This is a genomic window from Hyalangium ruber (genome assembly GCF_034259325.1).
GTDB lineage: Bacteria > Myxococcota > Myxococcia > Myxococcales > Myxococcaceae > Hyalangium_A > Hyalangium_A rubrum.
This window is the reverse complement of record NZ_JAXIVS010000008.1, coordinates 264,666-289,655: the sequence shown is the minus strand read 5'-3', so window position 1 is coordinate 289,655 and position 24,990 is coordinate 264,666. Positions and strand designations below refer to the sequence as shown.

Below are 24,990 nucleotides of genomic sequence, written 5' to 3'. Positions count from 1 at the left end.
GGGGGCGTGGGTGACTGCGGGGAATGGAATGCGAGAGAGCTAAGGGGTCAGGGCGCGGAGGACGTTGGCGGTCCCCCGGGTCTCGTCTGGGAGAGATGCGGGACCCGAGCAGTCCCGCCTCTGTCCTCCGCGCCGTGAATCAGGCGGCGTCGGCCTTGTGGTGCAGCTCGGAGGCGGCCGGGTTCTCGTGCTCGGCCTTGCGGTTGCCGGACACCCGGCGCCGCAGGCCATCCATCAGCGAGTAGAAGACGGGCACCACGCCCAGCGTCAGCACCGTGGAGGTGACGAGGCCGCCGATGATGGCGATGGCCATCGGCACGCGCGTCTCGGCACCGTCTCCCTTGGCCATCGCCACCGGTACCATGCCGGCGATCATCGCGATGGTCGTCATCAGGATGGGGCGCAGGCGGATGGGGCCCGCCTCCAGCAGCGCCTCCTTGGTGCTCTTGCCCTGCTCCTTGAGCTGGTTGGTGAAGTCCACCAGGAGGATGCCGTTCTTCGTCACCAGGCCCATGAGCATGATCATTCCGATCATCGCGAACATGGACATGTACTCGTTGGCGAGCAGCAGGCCTCCCAGCGCGCCAATCACCGCGAAGGGCAGCGACATCATGATGGTGATGGGGTCCGTGAGGCTGCCGAACTGGGCCGCGAGGATCATGTACACGAGGATGATGCCCAGCAGCAGCGCCATGAGGAACGCCAGGCCCGCCTTGGCCAGCTCCTTACCCTGCCCCTCGAAGTCGGTGATGATGGTCTTGGGCAGCTCCGTCTTGGCGTAGTTGCCCAGGAAGCCCAGGGCCTCGCCGAGGCTGTAGTTGCGCAGCTCCGCCAGCACGGTGATCTGCCGCTTCTGCGCCTGCCGGTCGATCTGCGAGGGGCCCTCATCCGGACGGATGTCCGCCAGGTTGCGCAGTTCCACGAGCTGACCGCTGGGCGCGCGCACCGTGAGAGCGCTCACCTGCTCGGGGTCCGCCAGCACCTCGGGCGGCAGCTTCAGCTTCACGTCGAAGGTGTCACCGCCCTCGCGGTACTGGGTGATGGCATCGCCGCCGAGGAAGGAGCGGATCGTCGTGCCGAGCATGGCGGCGGGCACCCCCAGGGAGGCCGCGCGCTCACGGTCGATGTCCACCGAGAGCTGCGGCTTGCCGGAGCGGTACGTCAGGTCCACGTCCACGAAGCCCGGGTTCTGCTTCATGGCCGCCTTCACCTTCTCCGCGGCGGCGATGACCTCCTGCCAGTTGTCACCGCGGATGTTGAACTGCACCGGCTGGGCGCGGGCACCACCGCCGCTCACCGGCGAGAAGTCCTGCGCGTTGAGCTGCACGCCCGCGCTGCGCACCAGGTTCTGGCGCAGATACTGCTTGAAGTCCTGCTGCCCGAAGCCGCGCTCGGCCAGGGGCACCATGTTGACGATCATCTCGCCCTTGTGCACCTCTTCCTGCACGCCGCCGCCCGCGGAGAAGTAGACGCTGGCGACGCCCGGCAGCTTCTCGATCTGCTCCTGGAGGCTGGTCAGCTCCTGCTGGGTCCGCTCCAGCGGCGTGCCCACCGGCAGCTCCACCGTCACCTTCACCATGCTCATGTCCTGAGCGGGGATGAAGGTGAAGTTGATGAAGCGCGCCAGGAACAGCGTCAGGAAGAGGATGCCCACCGCGGCGCCCATGGTGATGGCCCGATGCTCCAGCATCCAGCGCAGCACGCGCCGGTAGCCGTTCTCCGTGGCCGTCAGCACCTTCTCGATGCCTCGGGAGACCGCTCCCGGCTCACCGTGGTGCTTGAGCAGGCGGCTGGAGAGCATGGGCGTGAGCGTCATCGACACGAAGTAGGAGATGGCCACCGCCACCGCCACCGTGACGCCGAACGAGTAGAAGAACTTGCCCATCATGCCGTCCATGAAGGCCACGGGGATGAACACCGCCACGATGGACAGCGTCACCGCGAGCACCGCCAGGCCGATCTCCTTGGTGCCCTGGTAGGCCGCCTGCATGGGGCTGGCGCCCTCTTCCATGTGCCGGATGATGTTCTCGATGACCACGATGGCGTCGTCGATGAGCAGACCGATGGACAGCGTCAGCGCCAGCATCGTCACCACGTTGAAGGTGAAGCCCAGCGCCTGCATCACCGCGAAGGTGCCGATGACGGAGGTCGGCAGCGCCACTGCGGACACCAGCGTGGAGCGCCAGTTACGCAGGAACACCAGCACGATGACGACGGCGAGCACACCACCGAGGATCATGTCCTCCTGCACCGCGTGAATGGAGGAGCGGATGAACTTCGAGCCGTCCGTCACCAGGCCCACCTTGGCGCCCTGGGGCAGCAGCACCCCGAGCTCCTCCAGCGACTCCATGACGTCGCTGGCCACCTGCACGGTGTTGGCGCCCGACTGCTTGCGCACCACCAGCGCCACCGCGCGCTGGCCGTTGAAGCGAGCGCCCGAGCGGGCCTCCTCCGGACCGTCGATGACGTTGGCCACGTCGCGGATGCGTACCGGCGCGCCCGCGGGGCTGGCGATGATGAGGTTGCGCAGCGCGTCCACGCTGCGGGCCTCGCCCTGCAGCTTCACCACGCGCTCGGCGCCCGGCTCGGAGGTACGCCCACCGGGGATGTCCACGCTCTGGGCGCGCAGCGACTGCGCCACATCCGAGATGGACACGCCGTAGCTGCGCAGCAGCCCCGGATCCACCACGATCTGGATCTCCCGCTCCTGGCCACCCACCACGTCGATGCCGCCGACGCCCTGCTTGCGCTGGAGCGCGGGCTTCACCACGTCCTCCGCCAGGCGGGTCAGCTCCTGGATGGGCAGCGGACCGCTGAGCGACAGGGTGAGGATGGGCGCGGCGCCGATGTCGAACTTCTCCACCACGGGCGCCTCGGCCTCGTCGGGGATCTTCGACAGGGTGGCCTGCACGCGGTCACGCACGTCCTGCGCCGCCACGTCCACGTTCTTGCTCAGCGAGAACTGGACGATGATCTGCGACACGCTCTCCACGTTCACCGAGCGCAGCGTCTCCACGCCGCTCAGGGTGTTGAGCGCCTCCTCGAGGGGATCGCTGACGTTGCGCTCCATCGTCTCCGGGTCGGCGCCCGGAAGCACGGTGGTCACGGTAACGACGGGGAAGTCCACGTCCGGCATCTGGTCGACGCCGATCTTCGGATAGGCGAACAGACCGAAGACCACCACCGCCATGATGAGCATGGCGGTGAAGACGGGCTGACGGATGAAAGTTTTAATCGGATCCATAGAGGTGTACCCGTTCAGTCCGCGGAGTTACTGCACCACGCTCACAGAGAGCCCTTCACGGAGGCTGGCGGCGCCCTCCACCACGACCTTGTCCTGGGGCTGCAGGCCGCCGCGCACCTGCGCGAAGCGCGGGGTGACCGGCAGCGCCTGCACGTCCCGGCGCACCAGGCGTCCGTCCTCGACCACCCACACGTAGCTGCCCTTCTCGTCCTTGAGCAGCGCCTGCGAGGGGACGAAGAGGCCCGCCAGCGCCTCGCTGCGCGAGAAGTCCAGCTCCGCCAGCGAGCCGGGGCGCAGCACCGCGCCGTCCTTCTCGGCCTTGTTCGCCACGTCCGCCAGCACCTCCACGGTGCGGCTCTGCGCGTCCACCACCGCGCCCACCGTGCGCACGGTGGCCTCGAAGGCGGTGTTGCCGGGGATGACGCGCCCGGTGAGCTTCATGCCCTGCGTGAGCGCTCCCGCCATGGACTCGGGCACCGGCAGGCGCACCTCCAGCTCGTCCACGTTGGTGACCATGAAGACGGGCGTGGGCGGCATCATCGCCACCGTGTCGCCGATGTTCTTCATGCGTGCCGTCACCACGCCGTCGAAGGGCGCGCGCAGGGTGTGGTCACGCAGCATCTCCTGCGCCGAGCGCACCGCGGCGTCCGCCTGAGCGAAGCCCGCGGCGGCCTGGCGCTGGCCCGCCTGCGCCCTGTCGAGCACGGCCTGGGGCGCGCTGCCGCCCTCGAAGAGCTTCTGGGTGCGCTCCAGCTCCGTGTTGGCGCTGTCCAGCCCTGCCTTGGCCATCTCGCGGGCGGCCATGGCCTGCTCCACGCTGATGACCATGTTGGAGGTGTCCAGCACCATCATCGGCGCGCCCTTCTTCACCTTGTCACCCACGTTCACCAGGTGCTGGGCGACGGTGCCCGTGGCCGGGGCGCTCAGGGTGGCCTCCAGCTTGGCGCGGATCTGCCCCGTCACGCGGCTGACGTCGCCCTGCAGCTTGTCGAGCGGAGGGGTGGCACGCACGCCGAGGGTCGGCTGGCCGCCCGCGGCGCTGTTGGTGGCGGGCAGTTGCGCCTTGTTGGCGCGTGCTTCGGAGCAACCCATGCCCGCGGCGGAGGCCAGAGTGGAGATGAGCAGCAGACGGGAGAGGGAACGCGGGGTCATATCTTGGGTCCTTCTAAGGAAAAGCTCGGAAAGTCTCAGGAAGCGGTGCGGGACTGCGGAGGGCTCTCGGCGGAGTCGGGCTGGGCCTTACGGGCTCGCCAGCGTTCGAGCGCGGAGTCGACCATCCTGCTGAAGAAGACGAAGAACTCGATGGCATCGGTGAAGCGCTTCAGGCACAGGTTCTCCTCGGGCCCCAGGCGCTCCTTGCGGGTGTTCAGGATCTGCAGGATCTCCTTGAGGCCCCCGCGACCATCATCGAAGCGGTGCTCCCAGGCGTTATCACTGAAGACGTAGTAGTGGCGCCGATCCCCCGGATAGCTGATCTCCTGGACCAGCCCCTTGGCGTGGAAGCGCCGCACGTTGGTGGACACGGAGGCGGGGCTGACCTGGAGCAGCTCCGCGATGGTGCCCAGCGACAGGGGCTTGGGCGCCAGCATCAGCAAGCCGAGCATGCGCCCGCCAATGCGGGGAATCCCCTGGTCCTCGAAATGAAGCCCGAGGGATTCAATGAAACGGTGGTCGTCGGCCGTTAAGGGGAAGCCGTCCTTCTCGTCGCCTGCCGTGGCCGCTTCGTCGGGTTTCATGAGCGCGTGAACGAATAGTTTCTTCGGTTCATTCAGTCAAGACTGAAAGATTAAGAAATCCGAATACATCCGGTGACTAGAAGGTGACATCCGGGTCTTTAGGAGAGACGGCGGTCCGGCAAGATCTTGAAACAACAGTGATCCGCCCTCTCGGGGAGGCCTCTGGCACATGAGCCCCCGCCCGCCTGTCCGCGAGCCGTAAACCTTTTTTGGGGCACACCCGTTCCAGGGAAACCGGCCAGGCAAGCCCTTGGGCCGGACACCTTCCCTCCCGGAGAACGCCCATGCTGAAGCCCCTCGCCCTTGGTCTTGGTCTGCTCGCGCTGCCCACCGCGGCCCTCGCGGAAGAGCCCGCCGCGCCTCCGCCCGCCACGCAGAAGGCGATCCACGCCGCCGCGAGCGCGCCGCGGGTGCAGATCGCCCTGCTGCTGGACACCAGCAACAGCATGGACGGGCTCATTGATCAGGCCAAGCGCCAGCTGTGGACGGTGGTGAACACGTTCCAGAAGGCGCGCCGGGGCACGCAGCTGGCGCACCTGGAGATCGCCCTCTACGAGTACGGCAAGGAGTCGCTGGCGCAGGAGGGCGGCTACATCCGGCAGATTGTCCCCTTCACCACGGACCTGGACAAGGTGTCCGAAGAGCTGTTCGCGCTGAAGACCAACGGCGGGGACGAGTACGCCGGCATGGTCATCCAGAAGGCCACGCGCAACCTGGCCTGGAGCAAGGCGGCGGGGGACCTCAAGCTCATCTACATCGCGGGCAACGAGCCCTTCAACCAGGGCCCGGTGACGCCCAAGAGCGCGATCGACAACGCCAAGGAGCGCGGCATCGTCGTGAACACCATCCACTGCGGCTCGGAGCGCGAGGGCGCGAACACGGGCTGGGCCTCGGCGGCGCAGGTGGCCGGGGGCCAGGCGCTCAACATCGATCAGAACCGCGCCGTGGCGCACATCGCCGCACCGCAGGACGCGGAGCTCGCCCAGCTGGGGCGCGAGCTGAACAAGACGTACCTGGGCTACGGGAGCAAGGGCGCGGAGTCCAAGCGCCGGCAGGAGGAGCAGGACACCAACGCCGCCGGTTCCGTGGGCAGCGCCACCACGCGCGCGGTGTCCAAGGCCAGCCGCCTCTATGACAACTCGGACTGGGATCTGGTGGACGGGGCGAAGAAGGGCAAGGTGAAGCTGGAGGCCGTCAAGGACGAAGAGCTGCCCCAGGAGCTGCGGGGCAAGAACGCCCAGGAGCGCCAGGCGATCGTCGACGCGAAGGCGAAGGAGCGCGCGGACATCCAGGGGCGCATCCAGAAGCTCCAGGCCGAGCGCGAGAAGTTCGTCGCCGACAAGCAGCAGGCCGCGCCCGCCGGGGCTCCCGCCACGCTGGACAAGGCCATCATCGAGTCGGCCAGCAAGCAGGCCGCCGCTCAGGGCCTCGCCCTGGAGTAAGCCCGCTTCCGCTCCCGGGTGCATACGGCTACCCTCGCGCGCCTTCATCAAGGTGGGTGTATGAGCGAGCAGGGGCCAAAACCCGGGATTTCGGAACGCGACCCGCTGGAGGAGGCGCTCACCGTGCGCCGCACCTCCGGCGAACCGTCGCCCGGGTTTGGTGAAGCGCGCACCTGGCTGTCCAGCGCGGGGGCGCGACAAGGCGCCCCGCTCCAGCTCACGCCGGGACATACGCTGGCCGACCGCTACACGGTGCTCGACACCCTGGGCCAGGGCGGCATGGGCCTGGTGATCGCCGCCTATGACTCGCGCCTGGATCGGCGCGTGGCCCTCAAGCTGCTGCTGCCCTCCGGGCCCGGCTTCAGCGCCACCCAGGGCGAGAACAGCCGCCTGGCGCGCGAGGCCCAGGCCATGGCCCGCCTCTCGCACCCCCATGTGGTGGCCGTCTACGACTCCGGCGCGCTGGAGGACGGGTCGATCTTCATCGCCATGGAGTACGTGCAGGGGCAGACGCTGCGCCAGTGGCGCAAGCAGCCCCGCCCCTGGCGAGAGGTGCTGGAGGCCTACCTCTCGGCGGGCCGGGGACTCGTGGCCGCGCATGCCGCGGGCCTCATCCACCGCGACTTCAAGCCGGACAACGTGCTGGTGGGTCAGGACGGGCGTGTGCGCGTCACCGACTTCGGCCTGGCGCGGGCTCGCAACACGCCGGAGGCCGTGCGGCCCACCGCCACGCTCCCGGCACAGCTTCCCGCTACCTGGGGTGCGCAAACCGGCTCGGGCGCCCTCACCATGCCTGGCTCGTTCATGGGCACCCCCGGCTACATGGCCCCCGAGCTGCTCCAGGGCCACCCGGCCGACGTCGGCAGCGACGTGTTCGCCTTCTGCGCCGCGCTGTACGAGGCCCTGTACGGACAGCTCCCCTTCCTGGGCGCCACTCCCACCGAGCTCACCCGGGCTCAGCTGGAGGGCAAGGTGGCGCCGCCTCCCGCCTCCTCCGAGGTGCCAGCGTGGGTGGCGCGAACGGTGATGCGCGGCTTGAGCGCCGATCCGCGCCAGCGCCCCGCGGGCCTGGAGGAAGTGCTGACGGCGCTGACGGAGGACCCGGAGGCCAAACGCCGGGCACGGCTTCGGGTGGTGGGCCTCACCTCGGTGATGGCCGTGTTGGCGGGGCTCGCCGTCTGGGGTTGGACTCGCCAGCAGCACCAGGTCCCGGTGTGTGGGCGCCTGGAACGACACCTGAGCGGCATCTGGGACGAGCCCGTGAAGGAGAAGGTGAAGCAAGCCCTGCTGGGCACGGGCCTGCCCTACGCTCCGGACACCTTCACCCGCGTGGCCGCCACGCTCGATGACTACTCGGGCCAGTGGGTGAAGCAGCGCACGGAGGTGTGCGAGGCGCTCCGGCACGAGGTGCGCCCTGCCCAGGGCCTGGCGGTGCGCCAGGAGTACTGTCTGGAGCGTCGGCGGAGCCAGCTGCGCGCCCTCACGGAGCTGCTCGCGGGTGGCGCCGACGCGGGCCTGCTCTCCAAGGCGGTGCAAGCCGCCCGCTCGCTGCCGCCGCTGGAGTACTGCGCGGACGCCCAGGCGCTCACCGCCGCCGTGCCACCTCCCGAGGATCCGCAGCTGCGCGCGCAAGTGGACTCCCTGCAGGCGCGGGTGGACCGAATCGAAGCGCTCCTGGAGGCCGGTAAGTTCAAGGAGGGTCAGGCGCTGGACGAGGAGCTGCTCGGGCAGATCGCGCCCCTCGGCTACGCGCCGCTGCATGCGCGCACCCTCCACCTCAGCAGCCGGCTGCGCGAGGGCAGTGGAGACTACAAGGGCGCCGAGGAGCGCATGCGCCAGGCCATCGCCGAGGCCGGCCGAGGCAAGGATCTGGCGCTGGTGGCGAAGTCCTCGAGCATTCTGCTGCGGCTGGTGGGCTACAGACAGCCGCGCCACCAGGAGGCGCTCATGATGGAGCCCGTGGTGGAGGCGACCGTCGCGGTGGTGGACGACGACGTGACGCGCGCGGGCTTCCTGCTCAACCTGGGCAGTGTCTTCCAGGGCATGGGCCGCTACGAGCAGGCCCGGGAAAAGTTCGAGCAAGCGCTCGCGCTGCTGGAGAAGTCCCTGGGCTCCGAACACCTGAGCCTCGCCGAGGCGCACAACAACCTGGGCAACGCCTTCAAGTTCCTGGGCCGTGACCTGGATGCGAAGCAGCACCACGAACGCACGCTGGCCTTGCGCGAGAAGCTGCTGGGGGCCGAGCACCCCGCGGTCGCCCTGTCGATCAACAACCTGGGCAACGTGTTCATCGGCATGGGTCAGTTCGAGGAGGCGGGCGTGCAGTACGAGCGCGCTCTGGCCTTGCTGGAGAAGACCTTGGGGCCGGATCACCCCGACGCCCTCATCCTCCGGAGCAACCTGGGCAACGTGCTCGTCTTCCAGGGACGGTTCGAGGACGGGCTGAACCGTCACGAGCGCGCCCTGGCGCTGCGGGAGAAAGTGCTGGGACCCGAGCACCCGTATGTCGGCGCTTCGCTCAACAACATCGGCTCCACCCTCATGTATCTGGGACGGTATGAAGAGGCGCGGCAAAAGCAGGAACGCGCCCTGCTCCTCCGCCAGAAAGCGCTGGGCCCCGTGCATCCCGACGTGGCCAGCACCCTCTGCGAGATCGGCTCCGCGCTCCAGGCCCAGGGCAAGCTGGAGGAGGGCCGCAAGTTCATCGAGCGCGGGCTGAGCATGTGGGAGAAGACGGTGGGGCCCGAGCACCCGGAGACGGCGGAAGCCCACCGACTGCTGGGGGTCGTGCTCACGAAGCTGGGGCGCCACGAGGAGGCACGGCGGCATCACGATCGCGCGCTGGCCCTGCGAGAGAAGGCGCTGGGCGCCGAGCATCCGGACACCGCGCTCTCACGCCTGTCCCTGGCAGAGCTCCAGCTGGCGCGGGGCAAGCCCGCCGAGGCGCTGCCCCTGCTCGAGCGCGCGTTGAAACACGTCTATCGCAAGGATGCGGACGACGTGCGCTTCGCGCTGGCAAGGGCGCTCTGGGACACCGGACAGGACCGGACGCGGGCCCGGGCGCTGGCCACCGAGGTTCAGGAGCACTGGCAGCGCCAGGCCATCGCGCCCAAGCTCGCCGAGGCCAGCCGGTGGCTCGCGGCGCACGCGGACCCGTGAGCCACCGCGCTCACCGGAAGCGCGAGCGTTGACGCAGAACGAAGAAGGCCATGAGGCCCAAGGCCAGCGAGGCCGCCCCGGGCGCGGCGGCGCACCCACCCCCGCGCTTGCCCTCCGGCTCTGATGGCCCGGGCTCCGGAGGCACGGGCTCCTCGGGTGGCGGCTCCTGTGGAGGCGCTGGAGGCACGGGCTCCTGTGGAGGTACCGGCTCCGTCGGCGGAACAGGCTCCTGCGGCGGAGGCACCGGCGGGTTCTGCTGCCGGTACCGGAGCAGCGCCTCGAGGAAGTAGTAGTCCCCGTAGATGAGGCTCACGTCCACCTCCTGCCCCGCGGGCAGGTTGCCGACGCCATGCAGGAGGATGCCGCGGCTGTTGGAGCCGATGGCGAGGTAGGCCGACGAGGTCAGGCTCTCCAGCATCCGGACAGCGGCCTCTCGGTAGCGCTGCTTGCGCACCGGATCCGTCTCATGGAGGTGCAGTTCCAGCAGCGCCGAGGCAGCGATGGCCGCGGCCGAGGAGTCCTTCGACTGTGTCGGCGCATCGAAGTCCCAGTTGGGCACGGCGTCCAAGGGCAGCCGGCTCAGGTAGTAGTCCGACACGCGGCGCGCGGCGTCGAGCATGCGCGGGTCACGCGTGTACCGGTAGGTCAGCGTAAAGCCGTACATGGCCCACGCCTGTCCGCGCGTCCAGGTGGAGTCATCCGCATGGCCCTGGAACGTCTTGCGAAAGCGGATGGCGCCGGTGCCGGGCTCGTAGTCCACGACATGGAAGGTGCTGCCGTCGGGGCGGACGAGATCCTCCAACGTGGTCAGCGCGTGCTGGAGCGCCATGTCGTTCCACTCGGGCCTGCCGCCGTTGCGCGAGGCCCAGAAGAGCAACTCCAGGTTCACCATCGTGTCGACGACGAGCGGCAGCCGCCAGTCCGGGTTCCAATCACAGCAGTCGATGATCCCCACCCGTGAGTCGTACCGGGAGGCCAGGGACTCCGCGGCGCTCAGCAGGACATCCTTGAACTCGGCCTGGCCCGTGAGCCGGTACGCGGCCCCGTAGCTGGGCATGAACTTGAAGCCCAGATCGTGCGTCTGCCGGTTGAAGCGCTGCACCTCCAGCGGGCGCGTCCACGCCTCGGCCCGGGTCCTCCACGCGGCGTCTCCTGTCAGCTCGTACAGGGACCAGAGGCTCCCGGGGAAGAAGCCCTGGACCCAGCCAATCATGTCCGTGGCGGGAACGGTCCTCCACGTCCCACCGGGCAAGGTGCTCTTCGGATAGGTCCCGGGCCGAAGGCTCGCGTCGCTCTGGGCCAGTTGCTGCTGCGAGAAGCGCAGCGCCTGGTCTATCGCCGCATCCTCCAGCGCCCACGCGGGCCCGACCGCGAGCAGGCACACGAGGAGCCCCACCCGCCTCCATCCCCTGTTCCCCACCATCCCGCTCCTCCTGGCACAAAGTGTCCTACCTGAAGGTGTCGAATAGGAGTGGCTGGCTCCCCGAGTCCGAGCTTGACGTCTGGCACCGGACGCTGTCCGGTAGAGACCTCATGAACCGTGCTCTGCCCCTGCTCCTCCTGTCTTTGCTGATGGTTCCCGTGCTCGCGAATGCACAGACCGAGCTGCAGATCTGGCACGGCTACCGAGCAGCCGAGCGAGCAGCGCTGGAGAAGGCCGTCGAGGCCTTCAACGCGGCCCGGGCCAGCTCGGGCGTGAAGGCCACGCTGCGCGCCATTCCCTCGGATGCCTTCACGGACAAGATCAGCGCGGCCGTCCCGCGCGGCATCGGACCGGACGTCTTCATCTTCCCGCAGGATCGACTCGGGGGCTGGGTGGAGAGCGGCAACACGCTCGAGCCGCTCGACTTCTTCCTGGATGACGCCGCCCGCAAGCGCTTCATCCCCACCACGCTGGAGGCGATGACCTACCGGGGCTCCGTCTACGGGCTGCCCCTGAACTTCAAGGTCCTCACCCTCATCTACAACAAGAAGCTGGTGGAGAAGCCGCCTCGGACGACGGGCGAGCTCGTCTCCTGGTGCAAGAAGCAGCCGAAGCAGGGCGCGGACTCGGCGTGCCTCGTCTACCCGTACACCGACTTCTACTACCACGCGGCGTTGATGAACGCCTTTGGCGGCCGGGTGTTCGACCCGGGGCCTACGCCGCGCCTGGACGCGCCCGAGAACGTGAAGGCGATGGAGCTGCTGCTGCGCTGGGTGGGCACGGATCGGATCCTCCCTCCCGAGCCCTCCACGGCGCTGACCACCTCGCTGTTCAACACGGGCAAGGCGGCAATGGTGTTCTCCGGCCCCTGGTTCTTGGGAGAGGTCTCCCCGAGCATCGACTACGGGCTGGCGCCACTGCCCACGGTGGACGAGGCCGGCGGCAAGCCAATGCGGCCGTGGATGACGGTCGAGGGTGTGGCCGTGGCGGCGCCCTCCAAGCACAAGGAGGCGGCGTTCGACTTCGTGAGCTTCCTCACGGGCCCCGAGGGGGCGCGCATCATGGCGCTCACCGGGCGCCAGAACCCCGCGCTCGAGCAGGCCTACCAGGATCCGCGGATCGCCAAGGACACCACGCTCGCCGCGTTCCGCGCGCAGGCCGAGGCAGCGGTCCCCATGCCCAACGTGGCGGAGATGACGATGGTCTGGTCACCGATGACCACCGCCATGAACGCCATTCTCCGCAAAGCCTCCACTCCCAAGGCGGCGCTGCAGGAGGCGCAGCAGGCGGTCCAGAAGGACGTGGCGAGCCTGCGCCGCAAGCGCTAGCGCGAGCCGCCCCTGCCGCCCTGCCGAGAGCGCTCGATCAGGAGGCGCTCCGTCTGATTGCCCTCGAAGGTGCCATCCTGGCTCACCAGCAGATAGTCGAAGAGCGAGCCCTCCTCCACCGTCACCTTCGAGCCCGCCTTCAGCCCCGGCACCTCATCCGGCTGGCTGTCCAGCACGCCTTGGATGGTTGAGCCCTCCCAGGTGATGACGTGGACCCACATCCACTCGGTCCCTCCGGAGGACGTATCGAACGGCGCCTTCACGAACAGCCGCTCGCCCGACCTCAGCCCCTCCAGGAAGCGGGGCTTGAGGCGGGTGAGCAGCTCTTCGCGCGCGCGGCTGCTGGCCTCCAGCAAGGCGTCGTCATGCGGCGCGGAGACGATCTCGTCCTTGCCCCCGAACAGCGCGGTGATGGCCGCATAGGGGCGCTCGGACGGACTGTCCCCGGGCTCCGAGGGGAAACGGATCTCCAGCAACCGGTTGTCCCGATCGGCCTGCTTCGGATCCGCAGGCACCAGGTTCAATACAACCCCTGCCCGAGCCCCGTCCTGAACCTGCTGCAGCAGGCGCTCGCGCATGGAGGCGAGCTTCAGCGCGTTGAGGGCCACGGGGAAGGTGCCATCCTCCCGCACCGCGGTGCCCTCGATCATGAGCTGCGCGACGATGTTGATGAGGGTGCCGACCTTGCCCGTCAGCGTCTCCGGCACGTGTCGCACCTCCAGGTCCGGCAAGCCGAACTTGCGCATGCCCACCGTGACGAAGCGGGCCGTGCCGTCTCCCTCCGTGTACAGGCGGGAGTTGAAGTGGCGCGCCAGGCGCGGCTCACCGCCCTCCCATTCCGCCAGCCGGAACTCCTGCCACTTGTCGATGGAGAAGAACTCGCCGCTCTCCTCATCCCACAACAACCCTCCGGTGGTGCGCGCCAGCTCCAGCGCCAGCTCATGCGCCTGCCGCACCGCCTCCAGCCCCGGGGGCACCGTGGTGAACTGCAGCAGCAGGATGCGCTCGGAGGCGGCCAGCCCCGACTGCTCCTGGGGTGAGAGGTGGCGCACCGCGAGCTCCAACATCTCCCCTTCGGGAAGCGGGAACTCTCGCGTCGTGTGCTCCGTGACGCGCACGGTGGGCGGAGGCTCCGTCGGCCTCCCCTCTCCCACCCACCGCAGCGACTGGAACCGCTGGCCAACGAGCTCTCCCAGCTTCGCGGGAGTCGGCGCGACGGCCTGAGGTGGCAGGAAGACGACGAAGTCGAAGGAGGTCTGCGCGGCGAAGAGCGTCCCAGGCGCGGCACTCGCGGGAGGGGCGGACTGCCTGAAGCACCCCCAGAGTACGAGCGCGAGCACTCCCGCCCCCACCCCCAGTCCAACGCTGGCCTTCCACGGCGACACCCGACGCATGCCTCTGTCCTCCCAAGGCCGCGAGCTTGGGGGCAAACCGGGCCGGAATGCCAGCAGACGAACTTCGCGCGCGGAAAGCCGGGCGACGACGCCCCCCTTCCTCTATCGTTTGGAGCCCAATATGGCCCTCGAAACCACGACCTCCAATCCCTGGGTTGCCCTGCTCACGCTCTCCGCGATGGAGATCGTGCTGGGCGTGGACAACATCGTCTTCATCGCCATCCTCGTGGCGAAGCTGCCCCCCGACAAGCGCGAGCGCATCCGCAAGCTGGGCATCGGCCTGGCGCTGATCATCCGCATCGGGCTGCTGTTCGCCCTCTCGTGGCTGATGCGCCTGACCGAGCCGCTCTTCACGGTGCTGGGCGAGGGCATCTCGGGAAGAGACCTCATCCTGCTGGGAGGCGGCCTGTTCCTGGTGGCCAAGTCGGTACACGAGATGCACTCCAAGCTGGAGGGCCCGGACATCGAGGGCACGACCCAGGCCCCCAGCGCGGCAGCCGTGGGCTCGGTGCTGGCGCAGATCCTCGCGCTGGACATCGTCTTCTCGCTCGACTCGGTCATCACCGCGGTGGGCATGGCCAGCCAGCTGTGGGTGATGGTCACCGCGATGATCATCGCCGTGGGCGTGATGCTGATCTTCGCCGGGAGGATCGGCGACTTCGTGGAGCGCCACCCCACCGTGAAGATCCTCGCCCTGTCCTTCCTGCTGCTCATCGGGGTGATGTTGGTGGCCGAGGGGCTCGGCCAGCACATCAACAAGGGCTACATCTACTTCGCGATGGCCTTCGCGCTGGTGGTGGAGCTGCTCAACATGCGCCTGCGCAAGGTCCACAAGCCCGTGCACCTGCACGCGGGCACCGAGCAGAAGGTGGCCAGCGAGCTGGGCCGGTAGCCGCGCTCGCTGGCACTGTCCCCGTCCGTCACTCAGTGACGGTGAACTGGACGGGGATGGTGAGCGCCTCGTAGTTGCGGCCGGTGAGCGTGACGTTCGCCTCGTAGGTGCCCGGGGAAATCTTGCCCTGGATGATGATGTGGAAGCGCGAGACCTCTCCCGCATCCATCCAGTTGGGGTAGGCCTTGGGGCAGGTGGTGAACAGGCAGGTGAGCGCCTCCCCGATGGCGAGGAACGGCGTGAGCGGCGCCAGGGAGATGGCGAGGAAGGGCGCGGCGAGCCCCGAATCCGCGACCTCCTTCCAGAGCCGGCCCACGAACGGCTCGACGTTGCCCAGCGGGACGCTGACCGCGTCCTTGCCGCTGCCGGTGACCTGGAGATCGGCGAGCACGGCATCCCCCTGGAAGCCCTTCTCCCGGAAGACGACGGGGATCAGCACGCGCTGCCCCGTCTTCACGGTGACGGGGCCGGTCTGGGGATCGAAGGCGATCTCCGGCGCGGGAGGCAGGAGCATGCCCTGCTCGGTCACCGCCTGCGTGAGCTGGAAGGCGGCCTCGCTGCGCGCATTGCCCGGCTTGAGAGCGATCGTCGCCTGACCGCCCTTCACCATGCTGGGCAGCGACGCGGCGGGCGAGATGCCCGTGGGAGCAAGCGTGCCGGACTCCACCACGCCTCCGAGCGCGAAGCTGGGGCCGGTGACCCGGGTCTCCTGCACCTCGATACGGGCGGCGGTGTCCCAGTACATCCGGCTGGCGGAGGCCACCGTCACGCTGCCGAGGATCTCGATGTTGCCCGAAGGCGTCACCAGCACGCCGCGGGTAAAGCCCGTGAGGGTCACGTTGCTGGCCTGGATGGCGGCGGCGTCGGAGAAGAACAGGGCCTGGCCCGCGTCGCTCCAATCCGCCGGGAAGGTGAACTCCGGGTCGCTCCCAGTCACGTTTTCCCGCGTCCTCAGCTCGACGGCGGACGCCGCGGTGCCGTCCGGCTTGTGCGTGCGCGCGATGGCGCTCTGGATGTCGACCGCGCCCAGCGTGCCGCTGGAGAGTTCGATCCGCTGCCCTTCCAGGACCAGGGCGCCCGTCTGCTCGCCCACCCGGGCGTCGGTGAAGAAGACGTAGCGTCGGTTGTTCGGAAAGATGGGGGCCGGCAGCAGCACGCCCGGAGCCGCGACCTGCGCCTGGCCATCCGTGCTCAGGTACATCGACTTTCCGGAGAGATCAAAGGTGGTGGAAACTCCCGTGGTCCGGGTGCCGCTGGCCCGCTTCCACCGCGTCTCGAGCTGGTTGAGCGACTCACCCGCTCGCCGGCTCTCGCTGTCATCCGGGGGGATCTGCGGAGTCCCATCTCCCGGCGGTGGGTTGGTCCCCTCTCCGCCCTCCCCACCACAACCTACTGGCAGCGAGAGGACGACAGCGGCATACACCAGAGTCAGGAACGTGTTGGGACGTCTCATGGGGCCTCCAGCACCGTGGGCTCTGCGTTCCCCCCTCTTTGTCGGCAACCGGACCGTGTGGATCCAACGCAGTGCGGCACGTACGCTGGCCCAGGCCTTCGATGACCCAGCCTCCCGAACCTCTTCCCTTCCCCACCAGCCTCTGCCACCGGTGCGCCGCGCCGCCCCGGTACGTGCGGACGCAGACGTCCACGTTCATCCTCTGTCCGCTGCTCCCCCAGAAGTACCCGCCGCAGCCGGTGCATGCCTGCGCCCTCTTCCGCCCGGCGAACCCGGAGAAGAAGGGGGGTTGACCCTCACGCAACGTGAGGCCCTATTCCTTCGCGTCGGAGGTGAGAGGGATGTCCCTGACGGTGAGCCAGGTCGCTCGGCTGGCGGGTGTCAGTGTTCGTGCGCTGCACCACTATGACGAGATCGGCCTGCTCCGCCCCAGTGGGCGGAGCGAAGCGGGCTATCGCCTGTATGAGCAGAGGGATCTGCAGCAACTCCAGCAGGTGCTCTTCTTCAAGGAGCTGGGCTTCGCGCTGGAGGAGATCACCCGAATCATGGGCGATCCGGCCTTTGACCTCCGGGCCGCGCTGCGGATGCAGCGTCAGCTGCTCACCGAACGGGCCACCCGGGTCCATGCGCTCATCGGCGCGGTGGATGCGGCGCTCGAGTCGCTCGAGAAAGGAACGGTCATGACGAAGGAAGAGATGTTCGAGGTGTTCGGGGACTTCGATCCGTCGAAGTACGAGGACGAGGTCCGCGAGCGGTGGGGAAACACGGAGGCGTACAAGGAGTCGGCTCGGAGGACCTCGAAGTACGCCAAGAAGGACTGGGAGCGGATCAAGGCGGAGGGAGAGCAGATCTCGCGCGATCTGGCGGCGCAGTTGGCGGCCGGGAAGGCGCCGACGGATCCACGGGTGATGGAGCTGGCGGAGCAGCACCGCGGCTACATCTCGCGCTGGTTCTACCCCTGCTCGCCGGAGATGCACCGGGGGCTGGGTGAGCTCTACGTGAACGACTCGCGGTTCACGGAGAACATCGACAAGGAGCGCCCCGGGCTCGCCCAGTTCATGCGGGATGCCTTCCGCGCCAACTCCGAGCGCGCGGGCGGGTAGACGGCGTGGGGACTCACCACACCGCTTCCGCTGAGAAGTGGGACATGAGGATGGAGCGCCGCCCGAGGTGATAGGTGAGCGCGAAGTCCGCGAAGTCATACGCGCCGGGCCGGGGGAGCTGGAACCTCCGACCGGCGGAGAGCTGCGCGCACGAGGCCACCAGCGCCATGTGCGTGAAGGCCTGCGGGAAGTTGCCGAGCGCTTCGCCCGTGCTCGGCACCGCCTCTTCCGCGTAGAGGCCCACGTCATTGGAGAGCCGTAACAGGTGCCGCAACAGCTCCTCCGCCTCCTGCTTCCTTCCGGCGTGTACCAGCACGTCATGCAGCCAGAAGGAGCACAGGAGGAAGGTCCCCTCCCCTCCGCTCAGTCCGTCCGGTGAGTGGTAGCGGTACAGCAGCCCATCCTTCTCCAGCCGCTGGCGCACCACCTCCACCGTGCGGCTCACCAGCGGGTGGGCCACGGGGAGGAAGCCCAACGCGGGCAGTTGCAACACCGAGGCATCCGCGCTGTCCGCGCCCACGGCCTGGGGGAACCACCCGAGGCGTCGGCCCTCGCGGAGCAGATATTCCTGGATCAGCTCGCGCTCACGAACCCAGCGCCCCACGGGTGCGGCGAACCTCCGCGCCCGTGCGATGCGCACCGCCCGGTCCAACGCCACCCAGCACAGCAGCTTCGAGTGGATGAAGTGCCGAGGCTCGTCGCGAACCTCCCACAACCCCTGGTCTGGCTGCCGCCACCGCGCGCACACGCCCTCAGCCAGCGCGCGCAGGAAACCCCAGGTGTTCTGCGACACCTGCCCGCCCATCTTCGCGTACAGCCACGCGGCCTCCAGCAGCTCCCCGAAGACGTCGAGCTGGAGTTGCTTCACCGCGCCGTTGCCAATGCGCACCGGCCGCGAGCCCCGGTGGCCCTCCAGGTGGGCCAGCTCCAGTTCCGGCAGCAGCCGATGGCCCCGGATGTCGTACATGATTTGAATGTCCTCGACCCGCCCCGCGCTGGTGCGCCCTAGCCAATGCCGGAAGGCGAGCGCCTCCTCCTGGTAGCCGAGCAACATTAGAGAGATGAGCGTGAGCGTCGTGTCCCTCAACCAGGTGTAGCGGTAGTCCCAGTTGCGCACCCCGCCCGGCTCCTCGGGCAGGGAGGTGGTCGGGGCCGCCACGATGGCTCCCGAGGGCAGGTACGTGAGCGCCTTGAGCACCAGGGCTGAGCGGCGCACCTCCCGCTCGTACTCGCCCTCGTAGGCGCAGCGGGAGATCCAATCGCGCCAGAAGGCCACGGTGTCCTCCAACCGCTGACGCAGCGCGAGCAGGTCCGGCATCTCCTCAGGGGCGCGCTCCACGAGGGAAGACGACCAGGCCACCTCCACCCAGGCCTCGTCCCCTGCCCTCAGGTGCCAGCGGGCGCGCAGGGCCTTCTCGTACGCCACCAACGGGCGCGTGGCCGTCACCCACAGCGCATCGGCGCCGCCCACCAGCTCCGCCGTGCGAGGCGAGGTGAGGCGGATGCTCGGCACGAAGGCGCCGTACTCGAAGCGCGGCGCCACCACCACGCGAGTGGGCACCTCGCCACCGACGCAGCGCAGCCGCCGGAGCAGCGAGTACCGCGCCCCGACGCGAGGGCTGCGCGCCCGCGCGAGCCGGATAGGCATGCAGTCCGTGACCTCCAACACCCCGGTCGGCGCGGTGAAGGTGGTGACGAGGACATTGGTGTCATCGAGGTACTGGCGAGTGGACTGGAAGGGCCCCTCGGGGCACACCTGGAAGGTGCCGCCCCGGCGCGCGTCGAGGATGCGGCAGAACACCGCGGGCGAGTCGAAGCGAGGGAAGCACGCCCAATCAATGGCGCCATCGCGGCCCACGAGCGCCGCGGAGTGGCAGTCGCCGAGCAAGGCGTAGTCGTCGATCCGCTGCCGCATCCCGCCCCCAGGGCCTCCCCTCTCATTGGATACGGAGGGCAGCGGTCGCAACCCGGGACGGGACCAAGGGAGCGAGGGTGTGCCCCGCCTCCTCGCTCTCTCCCTAGAAGACGAGGGTCCAGCCCGCGCGGCGAACCTGATCTCGCGCGTACGAGACGCCGTGGACCTTCAGCCCGTGGTCATCCAGCAGGGAGATGAGACCGCCCTGGTTCGACAGCTCCAGGGGCTTGGCCACCTGCACGAGTCGGGTGCTCCCGGGGGAGATGTCTCCATTCAAGGGCTGCTTGTTCTTGTTCCGGTCCGCGAGCGTCCACCCATTCAGGGACACCGTCTCGGGCGAGGTGTTGAGGAGGGTGACGGTCTCCTGCTCGGGCGTGTGCGTGTCGTTGACGAGCGCGGCGACGATGCGCACGAGCCCATCGGTCTGGGTGAGCGGCTGAGTGGGCACCCTTGGCTGCGTGGGCACCACCGAGGGCAGGCTGTGCCCCGTCCGATCGTCGGTGTGCCAGGTCTGCGACTGGAACTTGAGGAAGATGCCCACCCACTGCTGCCGCGCGGGGAAGTGGATGAGCACGCCGCCGTCCTGCCATGTCCCATCCTGGTCGGCGAAGGAGGCGTGGTTGCCCTGATTCATGTGGATGTCGTGGATGCCGCGTCCAGGACTGAACCCGAAGTACTTGTCCTTGGCGCGCTCCGGGCCCCAGGGCTCTCCGAAGGCATAGACGACGGCCTCCTCATCCGACATGGCCCGCTGGAAGTAGTGGTCCAGCTTCTCGTTCAGGTCATTGTCCGGCCCGGGAATGTCATGAGGCAGGGCCGTCATGCGCTCCCGGTCGAAGAGGTTTCCGCGGATGTAGTCGAGGGCAATGCCACCAGCGGTGCTGGGGAGGGGCGTGAAGCCGAGGGGCAGCTCGCCCAGCGCCTCGGTGATGGGGTGCTGGAACTGCTCATCGACGAGGTATTCCAGCTCGGACGGTGCGAGCTTCGAGCTGACGTTGATGGCGATCCGGTAGTCCGCATCCCGATCGATGAGGCGCACCTGGTAGTGCGGACTGGGCCCCGAACCCAGACGGCGTGCGATGGCCGAGCCCTTCAAGACTCCATATCTCTTCAGCGCCATTCGATGTCCCTCCTGTCATCCAGGAGGGAGCGAATGGCGCCGAGATGTGACGTGGCTTAGAGCGGGATCAGCTCGACGTCATCCATGTGGATGAAGTTGGCGGAGTTGCCCGCGCCCAGCTTGGTGTGGAAGCCGAACTCGAGGTACCCCCCGGTGACGGAGATGGCGGGCGTCTCGACGAGCGTCCAGTTCCCGTAGGTGCCGAGCGACGTGGCGACCGGCGCGCAGGAAGCGCACGTCTTGGCCTGGATGCGAGCGATGTCGAAGGTGCCGCTCTTCCGGATCCACGCCCGGACCTTGTAGTTCCTCGAGGGCAGCCCGGAGCGAGCCTGGTACGTCCAGACCTCGAACGGCGTGCCATTGGTCCAGTGCGTCAGGTGGTAGGCGCCGGAGTGCCCGCCATTGTGGGTCTCGCTGAAGTCCGCGGCCTCGGTGCCATTGGGGCTCCAGGTGGACCAGCCATCCATGCCGGACTCGAAGCCAGGGTTGGTGACGGTGACGGGCGTGGAGCCACCCGGCTGGTACCAGCGCACCCACTCGACCTCCATGGTCTTCTTCACGCCCGAGGGCAGATCGATGCTGGCGGGGCTCGGGTAGCCGTACCAGTTCCCTCCCAGCGCCAGGTTCAAGAGGAGGTAGTGGTTCTGCTGGAACTCGCTCTCATTGTGGAAGTAGGTGTTGTTGGCCACGATGTTGCCGTCCAGCCGGAACACCATGCTGCTCGCGGTCCACTCGACTTCGTAGAGGTGGAACGCATCGGCGAGGCTGTAGCCCCGGTCGGCGCCCGTGCCCCAGTGCGCCTGACCGCCGCTGTCCCAGTGGGTCGCGGCCTTCATCCAGTTGGGCTCGGTGGACTTCCACTCCAGGATGTCGATCTCGCCGCAAGCGGGCCAACCCACGTTGGAGATGTTGGCGCCCAGCGTCCAGAACGCCGGCCACATGCCATAGCCGGAGGGGACCTTGATGCTCGCGACGATCTTCCCGTAGCGCCGCTCGACCTTGCCCTTGGTGTGGATGCGGCCGGAGTAGAACGAGCGGGGCCCGTAGCCGGTGCAGCGCGGATCGGAGGGGTTGTCGCTCGTCCGCTCCGCGGTGAGGATCAGCTTGCCTCCGCTCACGGTGACGTTCTGCGCCCGGGGGTACTCCAGCTCACCCGTGCCGAAGTTGCAGTTGCCGGTGACCGGGTCGTAGTCACTCGTCAGCACGTTCCAGTTGGCGGTGTTGAGGCTGGTGCCGTTGAACTCGTCCGACCATGCGAGGGTCCAGCCCGCTCCCGGGGAGTACTCCAGCCCGGTCTCTTCCTGGGCCACGGGGTCAGCGGGAGGGTTCTCGACGTCGTTCCCCGCGCAACCGGGGAGTGCCGCGAGGCAGCAGAGCGCCAGAAAGCGCGTACGAAGCGGATGTCCGTTCATGTCATCACCTGTGAATGAAGCGTGGAAAAAAACGGGGCGGCCCATGAGAGGCCATGGACCGCCCCGAACTCGAGACTGAAGACGGGGGCTACGGGAGCTGCTTGAAGATGCGGACGTTGCGCAGCTGGAAGTGGATGCTGCCGCTCTGGTCGTCCCAGGCTGGGAGCAGCTCCAGGATCGAGCTGACCTTGGTCGTATTCCAGCTGGCCGGGTAATCCGGATGGGCGAACGGCAGCGTCACCGTCTTCCAGGTCCCGACCGCGGGACGGCCCACGAGGGTCTTCAGGTCTCCGGTCGCGCAGGTGTCGGCCTTGCGGTCACAGACGAGCTTCACCCAGAAGTCCTGCGTGGTGGTGCCGTAGTCCAGCACCTTCAGCTCGAACTGCACGCCTCCGGTGGCAGCGATCGACGAGACGTCCAAGAGGAAGCCGTCCTTGACCGAGAAGGCGATGCCTCCGTTCCCGCCGCCCTCCTTGACGTTGGTGAAGACGGCGTCGATCACCTTGCCCTCCGCGGTGTCGAGCGCCGGGTTCACCGTCACGCTGCCCGAGCCGTAGGACCAGCCCGAGGGGTTGCCAAACAGCGCGGTGTCGCTCACGCCACCGACGTAGACCGCCTTGTCCTCGGTGATCGGCGTGGTGATGATGCTGGTGCCCTCGCAGTTGATGTTGCCGGCCTTGTTGGGCTCCCAGCGAACGTTGGCGACCGCCAACTCCATCGCGCCTTCGGTGAAGAACAGCATGGGGGTGTTCACGTTGGTGAAGTCGGCGCCCCGATCCGCGTAGCACTGGAGCGGAATCGCCACCTCGGTCCAGGCATCGGCTGGCAGCGCCCGGAGCGCCGCGGTGACGTCGATCTCGCCACCGCACGGGTACACGCAATCCACCCGGGACTTCACCGGGCCGGCCGGGGGCGTAATCACCCGCACGTCGAACACCAGCGCGCTGTTCGCGTTCAGGTACGCCTGCAGGTTCCGCCCTTCGCTGCCGGTCGCGCTCTGCATGTAGAGCTGCCCGGTGCCAGTCCAGGTGGCCTTCACCGCCGCCCACTGGATGCCGTTGCGATCATCCACGGGGGTGACGCTGACCTCGCTGGCGGGGGTGCTGCTGCTGGCGCTGCCGCCCAGGGCCACATCGACACCACTCCAGTTGGACGGCGCGCCGATGCGCATCACCCAGTTCTCCTGGTTGCCACGGTCGAACACGGGCAGCGGATCCGTCGCCGAGCCACCACCGTCGGTCACCCCGCAGCCCCGCTCGGGGCTCGTCTCGTCATACGCGCCCTGATCCTGCGTGGTGATGTAGGTCATCCCGTAACCGTAGGCATAGAGCGGGTCGTAGCTCGCGTCCGCGCGGTTGAGCGAGGTCTGGCACCCGGCCTTGGGCCAGGAGAACGACAGCTTGCCGGTGAAGTCGTGATTGACCGAGCCGTCGTCCTTGCGGAACAGCACGTCCGTCATGCCCTCGCCCTCGGTGCCGGGCAGCCAGGCGGCGACGAAGGCATCCGAGCGGTTGAGCTCCTTGTTCGTGTAGAGCGGCCGGCCGGAGTACAGCACGGTGACGATCTTCCGCACGCCCCGGTTCTTCAGGTGGTCGATGAGCGTGATGTCCTCCGGGCGCAGCTTCGCCAGCTCCAGCGTCTTGGTGTTGCCGATGTCGCCCTGCCCCTCCGCGTACGGCGTCTCGCCAATCACCACCACGGCGGCGTCGTAGGTGTCATCCGCCAGCGCGCCATCGGCGCTGGTGTCGAGCCGGGCGTTGGGCACGATCCGCTGGATGGCCTGCCAGAGGGTGGTGCCGCCGCCGAAGTCCGCGTTGGTGTTGCCCGTGCCCTGCCAGCTGAGGGACCAGCCGCCCGTCTGATTCTGCAGGCTGTCGGCGCTCTTGCCCGCCACCAGCACCTTGGCCGTGCGCGCCAGCGGCAGCGTGTTCCCGTTGTTCTTCAGCAGCACCAGCGACTTGCGCACCGCCTCCCGCGCCACTTCCCGGTGCTCGGTGGTGCCCACCTCGCGCGCGGTGGTGCGCAGCGAGGGCTTGGGCTTCTCGAAGAGGCCCGCCCGGTACTTCACGCGCAGGATGCGGCGGACCGCGTCGTTGATGCGCTCCTCCGAGATCTCGCCCCCGCGCACGGAGGCCAGGGTGTTGGTGATGAAGGCCTTCCAGTCGGCGCGGTAGGGCACCATCACCATGTCGATGCCGGCATTGATGGCCTGGGGGCAGTTGCTGTTGGTGCAGTCGCGGGGCGACTCGCTGTTGCTGCTCAGCACCTGGCCCAGACCGTTCCAGTCGGAGACGACGAGGCCGTCGAAGCCCATCTTTGTCTTCAGCACGTCGGTCAGCAGGTAGCGGCTGCCGTGCATCTTGTGGGCCTTGGCGTTCTCGCCCTGCTCCTGGTTCTTCCAGCTGCTGAACGAGGCCATGACCGTCTGCGCGCCAGCCTTGAGCGCCGTGAAGTAGCCGCGACCGTGGACGTTGCGCAGCTCGCGCTCGGAGACGTAGGTGATGCCCTGGTCCTTGCCGTTGATGGTGCCGCCATCGCCCAGGAAGTGCTTGGCGGTCGCCACCACCCGCTCGTTCGTCTTGGCATCCTTGGCCAGCTGCCCCTGAAGGCCCTCCACGGCCTTGCCCGCGTACGCCTCGACGATGGCCGGATCCTCCGAGTAGCCCTCATAGGTGCGGCCCCAGCGGTCATCCCGCACGACCGCGAGCGTCGGAGCGAAGGCCCAGTCGATGCCGGTGCGAGACACCTCGCGGGCCGTCACCTCGCTGATGCGCTTGATCAGCTCCGGGTCATTGGCGGCGCCCAGGCCGATGTTGTGCGGGAACATGGTGGCGCCGCGCACGTTGTTGTGGCCGTGGACGGCGTCGGTGCCCCAGATGAGGGGAATCTTGTGCGGGTTGGCCGGGTCCATCGAGGCCTCCCACAGCTGATCGGCGAGCGTCACCCAGTCCTGGACCGACGAGTCCTTCCGCTGGTTGGGGAAGGAACCGCCACCGTTCAGCACCGAGCCCAGGTGGTACTGCTTGATCTCCTCCGGAGTGACCTCCTGGATCTCCACCTGGGTCATCTGCCCGACCTTCTCCTCCAAGGTCATGCCCTGGAGCAGCGCCTCGACCTTGGCCTCGAGCGCGTCATCCTTGGGGATGGCGCTCTGGATGAGAGGCCAATCGTCGGCGGGCTCCTGGGGAGTGGGCTCGACGGGAGCCGGCTTGGGGTCGTCATCACAGGACGTCAAGGCCATCAGCAGAATCGCTACGTACGAAGGAAGCCGGCGCAGTGGATTCAACCGTCTCATGTCTCTCCCTTTCATCAATTCGGCTCAAGGCGGAATTGCGGACAGTCCGTAAGAACTAGCCTTAAATGAAAGCG

At 68.2% G+C, this 24,990-nt stretch carries 16 protein-coding genes; 6 read left to right on the top strand and 10 right to left on the bottom strand.

The annotated features are described in order from the left end of the window. Nucleotides 1–139: 139 nt before the first annotated feature. Genes SYV04_RS24175 through SYV04_RS24165 form a run of 3 tightly spaced genes read right to left on the bottom strand, consistent with a single transcriptional unit; the run spans nucleotide 140 to nucleotide 4,980 of the window. Complete coding sequence (locus SYV04_RS24175) at nucleotides 140–3,244, bottom strand: efflux RND transporter permease subunit (protein WP_321548232.1); 3,105 nt, start codon at nucleotides 3,242–3,244, stop codon at nucleotides 140–142. Between the two features lie 27 nt (nucleotides 3,245–3,271). Beyond that, entirely contained in the window at nucleotides 3,272–4,396 is a 1,125-nt protein-coding gene (locus SYV04_RS24170; protein WP_321548231.1) for an efflux RND transporter periplasmic adaptor subunit, read from the bottom strand. Between the two features lie 35 nt (nucleotides 4,397–4,431). Continuing rightward, entirely contained in the window at nucleotides 4,432–4,980 is a 549-nt protein-coding gene (locus SYV04_RS24165) for a GbsR/MarR family transcriptional regulator (RefSeq protein WP_321548230.1), read from the bottom strand. A 284-nt stretch (nucleotides 4,981–5,264) separates the two neighbouring features. On the opposite strand from SYV04_RS24165, the gene SYV04_RS24160 reads away from it, so the two are divergent. Both SYV04_RS24160 and SYV04_RS24155 read left to right on the top strand, forming a co-directional pair. Continuing rightward, nucleotides 5,265–6,422, top strand: coding sequence for a vWA domain-containing protein (locus SYV04_RS24160; protein WP_321548229.1), 1,158 nt, complete (start codon nucleotides 5,265–5,267; stop codon nucleotides 6,420–6,422). 123 nt (nucleotides 6,423–6,545) lie between these two features. Beyond that, nucleotides 6,546–9,581, top strand: coding sequence for a serine/threonine-protein kinase (locus SYV04_RS24155; RefSeq protein WP_321548228.1), 3,036 nt, complete (start codon nucleotides 6,546–6,548; stop codon nucleotides 9,579–9,581). A gap of 10 nt (nucleotides 9,582–9,591) precedes the next feature. Here the strand turns inward: SYV04_RS24155 and SYV04_RS24150 are convergent, their stop codons facing one another. Further along, nucleotides 9,592–11,004: a glycoside hydrolase family 88 protein gene (locus tag SYV04_RS24150; protein ID WP_321548227.1), complete on the bottom strand. Its 1,413-nt coding sequence runs from the start codon at nucleotides 11,002–11,004 to the stop codon at nucleotides 9,592–9,594. A gap of 110 nt (nucleotides 11,005–11,114) precedes the next feature. On the opposite strand from SYV04_RS24150, the gene SYV04_RS24145 reads away from it, so the two are divergent. Beyond that, nucleotides 11,115–12,332, top strand: a complete 1,218-nt coding sequence (locus SYV04_RS24145; protein WP_321548226.1) for an extracellular solute-binding protein — start codon at nucleotides 11,115–11,117, stop codon at nucleotides 12,330–12,332. On the opposite strand, the gene SYV04_RS24140 is transcribed toward SYV04_RS24145, so the two are convergent. Next, nucleotides 12,329–13,726 carry a DUF2314 domain-containing protein gene (locus SYV04_RS24140; protein ID WP_321548225.1) on the bottom strand — a complete coding sequence of 466 codons (1,398 nt, stop codon included), beginning with the start codon at nucleotides 13,724–13,726 and terminating at the stop codon, nucleotides 12,329–12,331. The two genes, SYV04_RS24145 and SYV04_RS24140, sit on opposite strands and share 4 nt — an antisense overlap. 121 nt (nucleotides 13,727–13,847) lie before the next feature. Here SYV04_RS24140 and SYV04_RS24135 point away from each other — a divergent pair, with 121 nt between their 5' ends. Then, nucleotides 13,848–14,618 (top strand): TerC family protein, encoded by a 771-nt coding sequence (locus SYV04_RS24135; RefSeq protein WP_321548224.1) that lies wholly within the window; start codon nucleotides 13,848–13,850, stop codon nucleotides 14,616–14,618. Between the two features lie 28 nt (nucleotides 14,619–14,646). Here SYV04_RS24135 and SYV04_RS24130 read toward each other — a convergent pair whose 3' ends face one another. After that, nucleotides 14,647–16,071, bottom strand: a complete 1,425-nt coding sequence (locus SYV04_RS24130; RefSeq protein WP_321548223.1) for a hypothetical protein — start codon at nucleotides 16,069–16,071, stop codon at nucleotides 14,647–14,649. Nucleotides 16,072–16,172: 101 nt separating this feature from the next. Between SYV04_RS24130 and SYV04_RS24125 the strand changes: the two genes are divergently transcribed. Continuing rightward, complete coding sequence (locus tag SYV04_RS24125) at nucleotides 16,173–16,364, top strand: hypothetical protein (protein ID WP_321548222.1); 192 nt, start codon at nucleotides 16,173–16,175, stop codon at nucleotides 16,362–16,364. Between the two features lie 48 nt (nucleotides 16,365–16,412). Beyond that, nucleotides 16,413–17,174, top strand: coding sequence for a MerR family transcriptional regulator (locus SYV04_RS24120; protein ID WP_321548221.1), 762 nt, complete (start codon nucleotides 16,413–16,415; stop codon nucleotides 17,172–17,174). Nucleotides 17,175–17,187: 13 nt separating this feature from the next. Here SYV04_RS24120 and SYV04_RS24115 read toward each other — a convergent pair whose 3' ends face one another. The 4 genes from SYV04_RS24115 to SYV04_RS24100 all read right to left on the bottom strand — a co-directional run bounded on the left by SYV04_RS24115 (nucleotide 17,188) and on the right by SYV04_RS24100 (nucleotide 24,862). Next, complete coding sequence (locus SYV04_RS24115; protein WP_321548220.1) at nucleotides 17,188–19,089, bottom strand: glycoside hydrolase family 15 protein; 1,902 nt, start codon at nucleotides 19,087–19,089, stop codon at nucleotides 17,188–17,190. A gap of 103 nt (nucleotides 19,090–19,192) precedes the next feature. Next, a complete protein-coding gene (locus SYV04_RS24110; protein WP_321548219.1) occupies nucleotides 19,193–20,209 on the bottom strand; it encodes a DUF2278 family protein in 1,017 nt (338 codons plus the stop codon). 56 nt (nucleotides 20,210–20,265) lie between these two features. Continuing rightward, on the bottom strand, nucleotides 20,266–21,621 hold the full coding sequence (locus SYV04_RS24105; RefSeq protein WP_321548218.1) for a glycoside hydrolase family 16 protein: 1,356 nt from the start codon (nucleotides 21,619–21,621) through the stop codon (nucleotides 20,266–20,268). Between the two features lie 88 nt (nucleotides 21,622–21,709). Beyond that, nucleotides 21,710–24,862, bottom strand: coding sequence for a glycoside hydrolase family 3 protein (locus SYV04_RS24100; RefSeq protein ID WP_321548217.1), 3,153 nt, complete (start codon nucleotides 24,860–24,862; stop codon nucleotides 21,710–21,712). Between the last annotated feature and the right edge of the window lie 128 nt (nucleotides 24,863–24,990).

What these genes read in the sequence shown, in the direction of transcription:
- SYV04_RS24165 (WP_321548230.1), bottom strand. Translation starts at nt 4,980, where the DNA reads ATGAAACCCGACGAAGCGGCCACGGCAGGCGACGAGAAGGACGGCTTC.
- SYV04_RS24120 (WP_321548221.1), top strand. Translation starts at nt 16,413, where the DNA reads ATGTCCCTGACGGTGAGCCAGGTCGCTCGGCTGGCGGGTGTCAGTGTT.
- SYV04_RS24105 (WP_321548218.1), bottom strand. Translation starts at nt 21,621, where the DNA reads ATGAACGGACATCCGCTTCGTACGCGCTTTCTGGCGCTCTGCTGCCTC.
- SYV04_RS24145 (WP_321548226.1), top strand. Translation starts at nt 11,115, where the DNA reads ATGAACCGTGCTCTGCCCCTGCTCCTCCTGTCTTTGCTGATGGTTCCC.
- SYV04_RS24175 (WP_321548232.1), bottom strand. Translation starts at nt 3,244, where the DNA reads ATGGATCCGATTAAAACTTTCATCCGTCAGCCCGTCTTCACCGCCATG.
- SYV04_RS24150 (WP_321548227.1), bottom strand. Translation starts at nt 11,004, where the DNA reads ATGGTGGGGAACAGGGGATGGAGGCGGGTGGGGCTCCTCGTGTGCCTG.
- SYV04_RS24170 (WP_321548231.1), bottom strand. Translation starts at nt 4,396, where the DNA reads ATGACCCCGCGTTCCCTCTCCCGTCTGCTGCTCATCTCCACTCTGGCC.
- SYV04_RS24160 (WP_321548229.1), top strand. Translation starts at nt 5,265, where the DNA reads ATGCTGAAGCCCCTCGCCCTTGGTCTTGGTCTGCTCGCGCTGCCCACC.
- SYV04_RS24130 (WP_321548223.1), bottom strand. Translation starts at nt 16,071, where the DNA reads ATGAGACGTCCCAACACGTTCCTGACTCTGGTGTATGCCGCTGTCGTC.
- SYV04_RS24115 (WP_321548220.1), bottom strand. Translation starts at nt 19,089, where the DNA reads ATGCGGCAGCGGATCGACGACTACGCCTTGCTCGGCGACTGCCACTCC.
- SYV04_RS24135 (WP_321548224.1), top strand. Translation starts at nt 13,848, where the DNA reads ATGGCCCTCGAAACCACGACCTCCAATCCCTGGGTTGCCCTGCTCACG.
- SYV04_RS24125 (WP_321548222.1), top strand. Translation starts at nt 16,173, where the DNA reads ATGACCCAGCCTCCCGAACCTCTTCCCTTCCCCACCAGCCTCTGCCAC.
- SYV04_RS24140 (WP_321548225.1), bottom strand. Translation starts at nt 13,726, where the DNA reads ATGCGTCGGGTGTCGCCGTGGAAGGCCAGCGTTGGACTGGGGGTGGGG.
- SYV04_RS24100 (WP_321548217.1), bottom strand. Translation starts at nt 24,862, where the DNA reads ATGGCCTTGACGTCCTGTGATGACGACCCCAAGCCGGCTCCCGTCGAG.
- SYV04_RS24110 (WP_321548219.1), bottom strand. Translation starts at nt 20,209, where the DNA reads ATGGCGCTGAAGAGATATGGAGTCTTGAAGGGCTCGGCCATCGCACGC.